The sequence below is a fragment of the Autumnicola psychrophila genome (assembly GCF_031846645.1).
Classification (GTDB): domain Bacteria; phylum Bacteroidota; class Bacteroidia; order Flavobacteriales; family Flavobacteriaceae; genus Autumnicola; species Autumnicola psychrophila.
The window spans coordinates 139,747-153,195 of the sequence record NZ_JAVRHN010000006.1 but is presented as its reverse complement, the minus strand read 5'-3'; the positions used below and the strand labels follow the sequence as shown (position 1 = coordinate 153,195).

At 36.6% G+C, this 13,449-nt stretch carries 13 protein-coding genes; all 13 read left to right on the top strand.

What is annotated here, in order from left to right; translation table 11 throughout:
• The first annotated feature begins 59 nt into the window (after positions 1–59).
• Positions 60–1,058 (top strand): SDR family oxidoreductase, encoded by a 999-nt coding sequence (locus RM541_RS09460; RefSeq protein WP_311499919.1) that lies wholly within the window; start codon positions 60–62, stop codon positions 1,056–1,058.
• Positions 1,059–1,087: 29 nt separating this feature from the next.
• Positions 1,088–2,371, top strand: coding sequence for a nucleotide sugar dehydrogenase (locus RM541_RS09455; protein WP_311499918.1), 1,284 nt, complete (start codon positions 1,088–1,090; stop codon positions 2,369–2,371).
• 126 nt (positions 2,372–2,497) lie between these two features.
• Positions 2,498–3,892, top strand: coding sequence for a nucleotide sugar dehydrogenase (locus RM541_RS09450; RefSeq protein WP_311499917.1), 1,395 nt, complete (start codon positions 2,498–2,500; stop codon positions 3,890–3,892).
• Positions 3,893–4,008: 116 nt separating this feature from the next.
• Positions 4,009–4,407, top strand: coding sequence for a DUF2061 domain-containing protein (locus tag RM541_RS09445; RefSeq protein ID WP_311499916.1), 399 nt, complete (start codon positions 4,009–4,011; stop codon positions 4,405–4,407).
• Positions 4,408–4,424: 17 nt separating this feature from the next.
• Complete coding sequence (cysC, locus tag RM541_RS09440) at positions 4,425–5,015, top strand: adenylyl-sulfate kinase (RefSeq protein WP_311499915.1); 591 nt, start codon at positions 4,425–4,427, stop codon at positions 5,013–5,015.
• 4 nt (positions 5,016–5,019) lie between these two features.
• Positions 5,020–5,925, top strand: a complete 906-nt coding sequence (gene cysD / locus RM541_RS09435; RefSeq protein WP_311499914.1) for a sulfate adenylyltransferase subunit CysD — start codon at positions 5,020–5,022, stop codon at positions 5,923–5,925.
• An 88-nt stretch (positions 5,926–6,013) separates the two neighbouring features.
• Positions 6,014–7,270 carry a sulfate adenylyltransferase subunit 1 gene (locus RM541_RS09430; protein ID WP_311499913.1) on the top strand — a complete coding sequence of 419 codons (1,257 nt, stop codon included), beginning with the start codon at positions 6,014–6,016 and terminating at the stop codon, positions 7,268–7,270.
• 11 nt (positions 7,271–7,281) lie between these two features.
• The gene (locus tag RM541_RS09425) at positions 7,282–8,076 is read left to right on the top strand and encodes a sulfotransferase domain-containing protein (protein WP_311499912.1); all 795 of its coding nucleotides are present in this window, start codon (positions 7,282–7,284) and stop codon (positions 8,074–8,076) included.
• 167 nt (positions 8,077–8,243) lie between these two features.
• Positions 8,244–10,034, top strand: a complete 1,791-nt coding sequence (locus RM541_RS09420; RefSeq protein WP_311499911.1) for an ABC transporter ATP-binding protein — start codon at positions 8,244–8,246, stop codon at positions 10,032–10,034.
• 82 nt (positions 10,035–10,116) lie between these two features.
• A complete protein-coding gene (locus RM541_RS09415; protein WP_311499910.1) occupies positions 10,117–11,142 on the top strand; it encodes an NAD-dependent epimerase in 1,026 nt (341 codons plus the stop codon).
• An 8-nt stretch (positions 11,143–11,150) separates the two neighbouring features.
• Positions 11,151–12,197 carry a dTDP-glucose 4,6-dehydratase gene (gene rfbB, locus RM541_RS09410; protein ID WP_311499908.1) on the top strand — a complete coding sequence of 349 codons (1,047 nt, stop codon included), beginning with the start codon at positions 11,151–11,153 and terminating at the stop codon, positions 12,195–12,197.
• 30 nt (positions 12,198–12,227) lie between these two features.
• Positions 12,228–13,088, top strand: a complete 861-nt coding sequence (rfbA, locus tag RM541_RS09405) for a glucose-1-phosphate thymidylyltransferase RfbA (protein WP_311499907.1) — start codon at positions 12,228–12,230, stop codon at positions 13,086–13,088.
• On the top strand, positions 13,085–13,447 hold the full coding sequence (locus RM541_RS09400) for an EamA family transporter (protein WP_311499906.1): 363 nt from the start codon (positions 13,085–13,087) through the stop codon (positions 13,445–13,447). The genes rfbA and RM541_RS09400 overlap by 4 nt, the downstream gene beginning before the upstream one ends.
• Positions 13,448–13,449: the final 2 nt, after the last annotated feature.

Genomic DNA, 13,449 nt, shown 5'->3' with positions numbered 1-13,449 from the left:
TAGCTTATAAAGGAAGTCCTATATTTGCTGTTTCAAAATCTAAAAAAGATAATTACTAAATGGAGGAAGAGCAATTTACTAAATTACAATCTGCAAAAATATTAGTTACTGGGGGAGCCGGTTTTATAGGCTCTAACCTATGTGAACGATTGCTGGAATTAGAGGCAAAAGTTACATGTCTTGATAACTTCTCCACCGGGCATAAACATAATTTAAATGCTTTAATAAAAAATCCCAATTTTACTTTAATAGAGGGAGATATTCGCGATGCTTCTACTTGTCAAAAAGCATGTGAAAGTATGGATTTTGTTTTGCATGAAGCAGCATTAGGATCAGTTCCACGTTCCTTAAGAGATCCTGTCACCAGTAACGAAGTTAACGTAACGGGTTTTTTAAATATGTTGGTAGCAGCAAGAGATGCTGATGTGAAAAGGTTTGTTTATGCCGCCAGTTCTTCGACTTATGGCGATTCTGAAAACCTCCCTAAAGTGGAAGATAAAATAGGGAAACCCCTTTCTCCTTATGCCATTACAAAATACGTGAACGAGCTTTATGCAGACATTTTTCAGGATGCTTACGGTTTGGATACCATAGGACTTCGTTATTTCAATGTTTTCGGTAGGAAACAGGATCCTAATGGGGCGTATGCAGCTGTCATTCCGAAATTTGTAATGCAATTTATGGAGCATGAAAGTCCGGTGATTAATGGGGATGGAACTTATTCAAGAGATTTCACCTATATTGATAATGTTGTTCAAATGAATTTACTGGCATTGACAGTAGAAGATAAAAAGGCCGTGAACGAAGTCTACAACACGGCTGTTGGTGATCGCACTAATTTAGTAGAGCTCACGCAATATTTAAAGGAGTTTCTTTCTAACTATGATCCTGAAATCATAAATGTGGAGGTAAAGCATGGGCCAAATCGCCCCGGTGATATTCCTCATTCTTTAGCTTCAGTAGAAAAAGCAAAAGATCTTTTAGGTTATAATCCGCAATACGATATTAGGTCTGGCTTAAAAGAAGCTGTGGAATGGTATTGGAATAACTTAAGATAATCTTCTTTATAAATTATAATTTTTAACAAATGAACAACAATACAAATATTGCCGTGATTGGTCTGGGATATGTGGGTCTTCCTTTGGCCCGGCTCTTTGCCGAGAAATTTCCTGTTATTGGATTTGATATTAATCAAAAAAGAGTAAACGAATTATTGACTGGCGTGGATGCTACTTTAGAGGTAGAGAATGATGTGCTCCAGTCGGTACTGAAGCAGGAGCGTTCAGGAGCAAAAGGTCTTTACTGTACTGCAAATTTAGATGAGCTTTTAGATTGTAATTATTATATAATTACTGTACCCACCCCCGTAGACAAGAATAACCGCCCAGATCTTACTCCTCTTTATAAGAGTAGTGAAACTGTAGGGAAGGTCTTGAAGAAAGGAGATATAGTAATATATGAATCTACTGTGTATCCCGGGGTTACAGAGGATGAATGCGTACCTGTTCTGGAGAAACATAGCGGGCTGAAATATAATGAAGATTTCTTTGTAGGGTATTCTCCAGAGCGTATTAATCCGGGAGATAAGGAGCACACCGTGGATAAGATCCTTAAAGTAACGGCAGGATCTACACCTGAAGTTGGAAAAAGGGTAAATGACTTGTATGCGTCAGTAATTACTGCAGGAACGCATCTAGCTCCAACTATTAAGGTTGCTGAAGCAGCAAAAGTTATAGAGAACTCTCAGAGGGATATTAATATAGCCTTTGTAAATGAGTTGGCTAAAATATTCAACTTGATGGGTATTGATACTCAGGATGTGTTGGAAGCGGCAGGTACAAAATGGAATTTTCTGCCTTTTAAGCCAGGTTTAGTTGGAGGGCATTGTATTGGTGTGGATCCTTATTATCTTGCTCAAAAAGCTCAAGAGATAGGTTATCATCCAGAAATAATTCTGGCGGGGAGAAGGATGAATGACTCTATGGGGCAATATGTGGCAGGAGAAGTTGTGAAACTGATGCTTCAGAACGACCAGAAAGTAAAAGGTTCAAAAGTTCTTGTTCTAGGGGTTACTTTTAAAGAGAACTGTCCGGATGTTAGAAATACTAAGGTAATTGATGTTATAAAAAACTTGAGGGAGTATGGAGTGGAAGTAACAGTTTACGATCCATTAGCTGATCCCGATGAAGTGAAGTATGAATATAATCTGGATACGGTAAAAAATTTACCTTCAGGTAAATACGAAGCAATTGTATTGGCAGTAGCGCATAATGAATTTCTTGAATTAGATTTCGACCCTTTAAAAGGAGAAAATGCTGTTGTATATGATGTAAAGGGAGTGTTGGGAGATAAGTGTGATAAGAAGTTGTAAGTCCCTAGCCCCCCATAATAGGGGAATAGCTTTCAAATAATTATTGAAACATTTTAAAAATTATTAAATATTATTCTCAGCTCCCTCTCTAGTGGAGATGGTGGGAGAGAGGCTTAATTTAACTATATGAAGATAAAAAACATCTGCTGCATCGGTGCAGGTTACGTAGGAGGGCCAACAATGGCTGTTATCGCTCAAAAATGTCCAAACTTGGATGTTACAGTTGTTGATATTAATGAGAAAAGAATAGCAGCCTGGAATGATCCCGATGTGGAAAATATTCCTATTTATGAACCTGGTTTATCTGAAATAGTGAAAGAAGCAAGGGGTAGAAATCTGTTCTTTTCTACAGATGTAGATACAGCCATTGACAAAGCTGATATGATATTTATTTCGGTAAATACACCAACCAAAACCTACGGAATAGGAAAAGGTATGGCAGCTGATCTTAAATGGATCGAATTATGTGCCCGACAAATCGCTGAAGTAGCTAAGAATGATAAAATTATTGTTGAAAAATCGACACTTCCGGTACGTACAGCTGCTGCATTAAAAGATATACTCGATAATACAGGAAATGGTGTGAAATTCCAGATCCTTTCTAATCCGGAATTTCTTGCTGAAGGAACTGCCGTAGAGGATTTGGAAAAGCCGGATAGGGTGCTAATTGGTGGTGATATAGATACTCCGGAAGGGAAAGAGGCTATGGAGGCATTAGTTAGTATCTACGCTTCCTGGGTGCCTAAAGAAAATATTTTAACCACAAATGTATGGTCTTCGGAATTATCTAAGCTTACTGCGAACGCCTTTCTTGCACAGCGGGTTTCCAGTATTAACGCGATGTCGGAACTTTGTGAAAAAACTGGCGCTGATGTCAACGAAGTTGCAAAAGCGGTAGGAATGGACAGCAGGGTAGGCCCTAAATTTTTGAAAGCTTCTGTGGGGTTTGGGGGATCATGTTTTCAGAAGGATATTCTGAACCTGGTTTATATTGCTAAGACTTTTGGGCTAAATGAAGTGGCTGATTACTGGGAACAGGTAATCATTATGAATGACCACCAAAAAAGAAGATTTGCTGCCAATATTGTAAAAACTCTCTATAATACTGTTTCCGGGAAGAAAATTGCCATTTTGGGATGGGCATTTAAAAAAGACACAAATGACACAAGGGAATCAGCGGCTATTTATGTTACCGATTATTTGTTAAATGAGCAGGCAGAGATTCTGGTTTACGATCCTAAAGTAAAACCGGAACAGGTCTATGCAGATCTGGAATATTTATGCACCCATAGCAATGAAGAAATTCGCGAAAGGGTAAAAGTGGTGACAAGTGCAGAAGAAGCCTGTAAAGACGCTCATGCAATAGCTGTTTTAACAGAATGGGATGAATTTAAAGAGCTGGATTGGAAAGAAGTTTATGAAAATATGCTAAAACCAGCATTTTTGTTCGATGGAAGAAGGCTGTTAAATAGAAAAGTTATGGAAAATATAGGTTTTGAATTTTATACTATTGGAAACTAAAAAAATATTATCGCTAAAGGTGGAGTGTATTATTGTTTGGGATTAGAAGTCCTTTCTGGATTTTTTCATTCTTTTTAATTTTGAGTGAATCGTATAAAAGACATTTAGCAAAGACTATGACCTGGAGAATGGTGGGTACCATAGATACTATTTTGTTATCTTGGTTAATATCAGGAAACCCATATACAGGATTGAAAATTGGTTTTGCAGAAGTTGTAACTAAAATGCTTCTTTATTATGTACATGAAAGGATATGGTACAATATTAGGGCAGGAGTCACAAAAAAGGGGGATAGCAAAAAAAGGCATATTGTAAAATCCCTTACTTGGAGAATAATTGGGACTGTAGACACCATTATTCTTGCGTGGATAATTTCAGGAGATCCTCTGGTAGGTCTCCAGGTGGGAGGGGCTGAGGTGGTTACAAAAATGATCTTGTACTATTTTCACGAACGAGCCTGGTATAAACTGGATTATGGCTTAGAGAACCGGAGAAGCAAAAATTTGAAAAACTAAATTCTAATTGAGCAGAAATGAAGAATATTATTCAGCATAGTTTTAACATAAATAAGGCTGACAGGAACAAAATGAATGATCATCTGTCTTTTGTTATCTGGTTTACAGGTTTATCAGGATCAGGAAAATCTACTCTCGCTAATTTAGTGGAAAAGGAGCTATTTAATCAGAATATTAGAACATTTGCTCTTGATGGTGACAACATAAGGAGCGGAATCAATAAAGATTTGCAATTTACCCCGGAGGAAAGGGAAGAGAATCTTCGTAGAGTAGCTGAGATCAGTAAACTCTTTATAAATTCCGGAAATGTAGTAATCGCTTCTTTTATTTCTCCTCTTCGAAAAGATAGGGAGTATGTAAAAAAGATAATAGGAGAAGAAAATTTTATTGAAGTATTTGTCAATACTTCTCTCCAGGAATGTGAGCGACGGGATGTGAAAGGCTTATATGATAAAGCCCGCAAAGGGGAGATAAAAAATTTTACAGGAATAGACGCTCCTTACGAAGCTCCTGAAGCTCCTGATTTTGAAGTAAAAACTGAATTGGAGGATTTAGAAAAAGCTGTAAAAAGAATAGTTGGACAGCTTCAGAAGAAGCTTGAAATATAACATTATGAGTAAATATTATTTAAATTATTTGGACGAATTAGAATCAGAAGCCATTTATATTTTGAGGGAGGTCTGGGCGCAGTTTGAGAACCCAGTAATCCTTTTCTCTGGAGGTAAAGACTCTATTTTGGTAACTCATTTGGCGAAAAAAGCTTTTCATCCCGCCACAATTCCTTTTGCTTTAATGCATGTCGATACAGGGCACAATTTTCCCGAGACAATAAAATTCAGGGATGATCTTGTTAAAAACTTAGATGTAAAGTTAATTGTTGGATCAGTTCAGGATTCCATAGATAATGGGAGAGTAGCTGAGGAACGAGGTAAAAATGCCACTAGAAATGCGCTTCAGATAACTACCTTGCTTGATGCTATTGAAAGTAATAAAGTTGATTGTGCTATTGGTGGAGGGAGAAGAGATGAAGAAAAAGCACGTGCAAAAGAACGCTTCTTTAGCCATCGGGATGATTTTGGACAATGGGACCCCAAGAATCAACGACCAGAATTGTGGAATCTTTTGAATGGAAGTCATTTTTCGGGAGAACATTTCAGGGCCTTTCCAATTAGTAACTGGACTGAAATGGATGTTTGGAATTATATTAAGAGGGAGAATATTAGCATTCCATCGCTTTATTTTGCCCATGAGAGAGAAGTGGTATTTAGGAGCAACTCCTGGATTCCTGTTTCAGAATTCTTAAAATTGGAGGAAGGGGAGAATGTGGAGAGAAAAAAAATAAGGTTCAGAACATTGGGTGATATAACTATTACTGGTGGAATAGAATCTGAAGCCGATACTCTTGCAAAGATAGTGCAGGAAGTTTCCGCTATGAGAAAAACAGAACGGGGGGATCGTTCAGATGATAAGCGAAGTGAAACAGCTATGGAGGACAGGAAAAAATTAGGATATTTTTAGGTTCTTTTAATTTAAAGTAAATAGTACTAATAATATAAAATTGTTCTATCCTTTCTATAATGGGGCGAAAGGGGAACGAAATAAACTTATGGAAATTAACAACAACCAATTACTACGATTTACAACTGCAGGAAGTGTAGATGACGGGAAGAGTACACTTATTGGAAGGCTTTTGTTCGATTCTAAATCTATTTTCGAAGATCAACTGGATGCGGTGAGCAATACCAGTAAAAAGAAAGGTTATGATGGTGTTGATCTTGCACTTTTCACTGATGGGTTAAAGGATGAAAGGGAGCAAGGGATAACCATAGACGTTGCTTACCGTTATTTTACCACTCCTAAGCGAAAGTTTATAATAGCAGATACTCCAGGCCATATACAGTATACAAGGAATATGGTTACTGGTGCATCTACTGCAAATGCTGCGGTAATTTTAATAGATGCCCGCCATGGGGTTATCGAACAAACCAAGCGTCATTCTTTTATTGCTTCTTTGTTAAATATACCCCATTTAATAGTTTGTATCAACAAAATGGATTTAGTTGGTTTTTCTGAAGATGTTTATAATAAAATCATCAATCAATTTGAAGAGTTTTCTTCAAAATTATTGATGAAAGATGTAAGATTTATACCTATTAGTGCCCTATTGGGGGATAATGTGGTTAATCGATCGAAAAATATGGATTGGTATCAGGAGGGTACTTTGCTTAGCACGCTTGAAACTCTTCATATTAGTAGTGATATTAATAAAATAGACGCTCGTTTTCCTGTTCAAACGGTGCTAAGACCTCAAAGTAAAGTATACAGGGATTATAGAGGCTATGCCGGAAGAGTAGCTAGTGGAATCTATCGTATACAAGATGAAGTAGCGGTTTTACCTTCAGGTTTTACCTCTAGGATAAAATCGATAAATTCAGGAGAACAGGAAGTAGAGGAAGCTTATGCCCCCATGTCGATTTCGATGACACTTGAGGATGATATTGATATTAGTCGCGGTGATATGATTGTCAAAAAGAATAATCAGCCGGAGATGGCGCAGGAGTTTGATGTGATGCTATGTTGGTTAAATAACGATTCCGCAAAGCCAAGGGCAAAATATAAAATAATTCATACTTCAAAAGAAGAGCGTGCCATAATTAAAGAAGTAGTCTATAAAATGGACATAAACCTTTTCGAGCGTGATAGCGAAGACAAAAATCTGGACATGAATGATATTGCGCGTGTTAAGATAAGGACTACTCGAAGATTGATGCTGGATACATACAGGGATAACCGTAATACCGGAAGTATTATTTTAATTGATGAGAACACTAACGAAACGGTGGCGGCCGGTATGGTTATATAATAATATATAAAATGGAGAAAAACATAAAATTAATTTCTATAATGGGCTATGCCAGAAGTGGAACTACATTTTTGGGTACATATGCCAGCCATTGTGGTGAAAAAGTTTTTTTTGCAGGGGAGATTGATAAGGGAATAGAGAAATATCTGGCAAATAGGCCTTCCCTTTGTAGTTGCGGCGAATCTTATCAGGAATGTCCAGTATGGAGCAAGATCCTTCCTGAAATAAGTAAGGAAAACCTGAATTTAGAATTTATTTTTGAGAAAATTCACGAATTAACGGGAGCAACTATAATTATAGATTCGTCTAAAAACCTTGAGTATATAAAGAAGTTTAAAAAGATTTTCGGATCTAATTTTTATACAATTCATTTAAAACGTAATCCAAAGGGGGTAATCTTATCTAGGATGAATAATAGGATGAGGAGAATAAAAGCAGGTAAACATCCTAAGCCCCAGTTGGCCAGTAAATATACATTAATGGCCTTGTATGATAGTTTAGAATGGAGTTACCATAATTATTGGATGGAGAAAGTCAAGGAGAAAGAAAGAAACTTAAATTTAACCTATGATTCCTTTGAGACGGAACTTCCTGAAAAAATCAATTCCTTTTTTGATGATATGGATGTTTCCAAAGGAGATGACTTTTTAGAAAACCATGTTGTCTATGGAGCTAATGGAAGGCTAAATTACAGTAAGGAAATAAAAGTAAATAAAAGCTGGAGGAAAAAATTGTCTGGTTATCAAAAAGGCTTAGTAAACATTTCTACTTTGCCCATACGGTCCTTATATGGTTATAAATTTTAAACTGGTATTTAAAAAGAGGATTAGAAACATCTCAAATGGATGGCGACATTACTTAAGTTAAGTTTTTATTCTTTTACATAATGGATTGTATGAATGGATTTTATAATATTCCAGAATAAGGTTAAAGGCAGAAGGTAAAAATATATAGAACAATAAAACACGTAAAGTTGATTAAAAAATTAATAAAAAAAAATTTTGGAAGTTTTGCTTATTTCTATGCTAATCTAAGGTATAGGATTTTCATTGTTTTCGGCTTAAGTGTATTGATTGGAGTTCTGGATGGTTTGGGTCTTACAATGTTTTTGCCGTTACTGCAGATGATGAGTGATTCCGGTGAGACAGAGTCAGAAGACCTCGGAAGGATTGAGTATTTAGTGAATTTTTTAAATTTGATTGGTCTGGAGTTGAATCTTCTAACAATTCTCCTGTTCATGGTTTTCTTTTTCCTGGCAAAAGGAGTAGTACAGTATATTGCTGCTATTTACAAGGTTCATGTGCAACAAAATTTTATTACTAAATTAAGGAATAAAACCTTAAAAGGTCTCAACAGGTTATCCTACAAGTATTTTGTAATGTCAGATGCAGGTAGGATCCAGAACACTTTAACAGGGGAAATTGGAAGGGTTTCTAATGCTTATAATAATTATTTATTGTCTTTCCAGCAGGGGGTATTGGTGGTGGTTTATATGGCTTTTGCATTTTATGTTGATGCGCAATTTGCTGTTTTAGTAAGTGTGGGAGGGGTATTGACGAATTTCCTTTATAAAAATTTGTACAAGAACACCAAAGGAGCTTCCCGTAAGTTGACTGGGGAATCAAATTTTTTTCAAAGTTTGATAATACAAAATGTGGCCAACTACAAATATCTTAAAGCTACTGGTTCCCTTAAAAAGTATGGTGAAAAATTATCTTCTTCTATCAGGCAAATTGAAAAGAACAACAAAAGGATTGGCAAATTAAGTGCAATAATGACATCCGCCAGAGAGCCTATTCTGGTTATCGTTGTTGTGAGTGTAATCTATATTCAAGTTTCACTTTTGGGTTCTGAATTAGGACCGATTCTCATGAGTCTTCTCTTCTTTTATAGGGCTCTCACCTATCTTATGCAGATGCAGGTAAGTTGGAATAAATTTTTAGGATTTGCTGGTTCTTTGGAAAATGTAATGGATTTTGAAAATGAACTGAAGGAAAACAAAGAAAATACAGGGAAAAAAGAGTTTCAAAAATCTGTTGAAGAATTAACACTATCAAATGTTGAGTTTATATATGGGAAAACTCTTGTCCTGGACAAAATAGATCTTTCCGTATCCCGGCATGAAACTGTAGCTTTTGTAGGGGAGAGCGGAAGTGGGAAAACCACGCTCGTAAATATCCTTGCAGGTTTGTTACCCGTTGAAAAAGGAAATTTCTATATTAATGGTGTGAAAAGTGGAAACTGGAATATACCTAGTTTTCAAAATAAAGTAGGATATATTACTCAGGATTCGGTAATTTTTAATGATACAGTGTATAACAATGTCACCTTTTGGGCAGAACGGACTGAATCTAATATGCAGCGCTTTAAAGAAGCAATTGATAAAGCTGAAATTTCCACATTTGTAGAGTCTTTCCCGGAAAAGGAGGATACCACTCTAGAAAATAATGGAATTAATCTAAGTGGGGGGCAGAAACAGCGTATTTCCATAGCAAGGGAATTGTTTAAGGAGGTGGAAATACTAATTCTTGATGAAGCTACTTCTGCATTAGATTCGGAGACAGAAAGAGCTATTCAGGAGAACATAGATGCTTTAAAAGGGGAATATACTATTTTAATTGTGGCACATAGGATAGCCACTATTAAAAATGCGGATAGGATTGTGGTTATGCAAAATGGGAAAATCTCAAGCATTGGATCCTTTTCAGAATTATTGGTTGAATCACCATATTTTAAAAAACTGGTGGAATTACAAGAAGTGTAATCAAAGCCAATTTGAATTTTTGATATGATCAGATCCATTTTAAAGGCTTAGGATCCTATTTGAGTATTAAGATAAAATTAAAATGAAGGATAAAATACTGATTACCGGTGCAGCCGGATTTATAGGTTTTCACTTGGCAAAAAAGTTGGTGCAAGAAGGCTATGAAGTAATCGGTTTGGACAATATCAATGACTATTATGATGCTGGTTTGAAATATGATAGACTGGAGCATCTAGGCATTGGTAAAGATGGGGCGTCCAAATATAACTCATTCAACAAAAGTGATACATTTCCTAATTTCAAATTCATAAGGATAAATTTGGAAGACAGGGAAAACCTTCCAAGATTGTTTGTAAGTGAAAAATTCAATTTGGTTTGCAACTTAGCGGCGCAAGCAGGTGTGCGTTACAGCCTGGAAAACCCCGAGGTTTATGTAGACAGCAATGTAGTAGGCTTTTTGAACTTATTGGAATGTTGTAGGCACCACAATATAAAGCGCTTGGTTTATGCTAGCAGCTCGAGTGTGTATGGGCAAAATTCAAAGGTGCCTTTTTCCACAGACGATCAAGTTGACCATCCCATTAGCCTTTATGCGGCTACGAAAAAAAGCAATGAATTGATGGCTTATACCTATAGCCATTTATATGATATTCAAACTGTGGGGCTGCGGTTTTTCACGGTATATGGTCCCTGGGGCAGGCCAGATATGGCGATGTTCCTGTTTACAGATGCCATAAGTAGGGAGCAACCTATAAAGGTTTTTAATAATGGTAATTTGGAGAGGGATTTTACCTATATTGATGATATTGTTGATGGTATCACAGCGGTTATAAAAAAGGAAACTATACAAAACCATGACAAGTATTCTTTATTCAATATTGGCAACAGTAAACCTGTCAAGCTATTGGACTTTATTCATCAAATAGAGAAAGAATTGGGCAAAGCAGCAAAAAAACAAATGCTGCCAATGCAACCAGGCGATGTCGATAGGACATGGGCCGATGTAAGCTCCTTAAAAGAAGAGTTTGACTACAATCCTTCAACCTCAATAGAAGAGGGTGTGGGTAGTTTTGTTAAATGGTTCAAGTCTTATTACGATCAAAAATAATGAAAGCAATGAATGTTTTGATAACAGGTGGTGCGGGTTTTATTGGATCCCATGTTGTTCGGCTTTTCGTCAAAAAATATCCTAAATACAGGATATTCAATTTAGACGCCCTTACTTATGCCGGTAACCTGGAGAACTTAAAAGATATTGAAGATGAGGAGAACTATACTTTTCTAAAAGCAGACATCAACAATATAGAAGAAGTAGAGGGTCTTTTTAAAAAGTACAATTTTGATCAAGTGATCCATTTGGCTGCGGAATCACATGTGGATCGTTCAATACACGATCCTTTATCTTTTGTAAGGACAAATGTTATAGGGACCATGAACCTTTTGAACGCGGCAAAGGAAACCTGGAAAGATAATTTGCTGGATAAATTATTCTATCATATTAGTACAGATGAAGTTTATGGAACATTGGGTGAAACGGGATTGTTTACAGAGACAACTTCCTATGACCCCAATTCACCATATTCTGCTTCCAAAGCAAGTTCAGATCATTTTGTGAGGGCATATGGGGAGACCTACGGTATGCCTTATATCATTTCGAATTGTTCCAATAATTACGGTCCAAATCAATTTCCGGAGAAATTAATCCCACTGTTTATCAATAACATTGTAGATCAAAAGCCTCTTCCCGTATATGGCGATGGGAACTACACCAGGGATTGGTTATATGTCATTGACCATGCAAAAGCCATAGACTTAGCTTTCCATAAGGGCAACAATAAATCTACATACAATATTGGAGGGTTCAATGAATGGAAAAATATTGACCTTATAAAAGTGTTATGCAGAATAATGGACAAGAAACTAGATAGATCCCCTGGTAGTTCAGAGAAATTAATCACCTACGTCAAAGATCGTCCAGGCCATGATAAGAGGTATGCTATAGATGCTTCAAAAATCAATGCAGAACTTGGTTGGAAACCTTCGGTGACTTTTGAGGAAGGGCTGGGAAAAACAGTTGAATGGTACCTTGAAAATGATGTTTGGCTGAAAAATGTGACTTCTGGGGCTTATCAGCAGTATTATGAGAAGCAATATGAAGATTGACACAGGTGATTTAACTTAAAATAAACACACATGAAAGGAATCATTTTAGCAGGAGGTACAGGAACAAGGTTATTTCCTATTACTATTTCGGTAAGCAAGCAACTTTTACCAGTATACGATAAACCTATGATTTATTATCCGCTTTCAGTTTTAATGTTGGTAGGGATAAAAGAGATTTTATTTATAACCACCCCACAGGATCAAAAAGCTTTTCAGAAATTATTGGGTGATGGTTCACAGGTAGGTTGTAAGTTTGAATATACCATTCAAGAAGAGCCAAAAGGCCTTGCTGAAGCTTTTACCATAGGCGAAGAATTTATTGGAAATGACAAGGTAGCTTTGGTTTTAGGTGATAATATTTTCCACGGAAATGGTTTCGGAAGCCTGTTAAGGAGCAAAGTTGACGTAAATGGAGCATCTATTTTTGCCTATCCTGTGAAAGATCCTGAAAGATATGGAGTGGTCGAATTTGATGAAAACAACAAGGTCTTGAGCATTGAAGAAAAACCAAAAGTCCCAAAATCCAAATATGCTATTCCTGGGCTATACTTTTATGATAATAAAGTAGTGGAATATGCAAAACAGGTGAAACCTTCTGCTAGGGGTGAAAAAGAAATTTCCACCATTAACCAAATGTACCTGGAAGCCGGGGAATTGGAAGTAGGGGTGATGACACGTGGGATGAGCTGGTTTGACACAGGTACTGTAGAATCCCTGGATGATGCGACAGAATTTATTAGGGTGTTGCAGAACCGGCAAAGTACCATGATTGGATGTATAGAGGAGGTGGCATTTATTCATAAGTTTATTGGAAGGGACAAGATTGAAAGTGCTATAGATAAATATGAAAAGAGCAAGTATGGTGAATATTTGCGAAACCTTTTGAAATGAATTACCTATATATCTTTGCCACCATTTTATTTACCATCTACGGACAAATTATTTTAAAGTGGAGGTTGAACCAATTAGGTAGCCTTCCTGAAACCTTAATGGGAAAAATATCTTTCCTGGGTTCAGCATTACTTGATATTTATATTATTTCCGGGTTTGCTAGTGCTTTTGTTGCTTCCGTTTTTTGGATGGCAGCCATGACAAAATTTGAAATTACCGTAGCTTATCCTTTTATGAGCTTGTCACCTGCACTGGTTTTCTTGATTGGAGTCTTTTTCCTTGGGGAAACTTTTACCTGGGGAAAAGTAGTGGGTTTGATGTTGATTGTCATAGGAACAGTTGTAACCGTTAAATTTTAGTT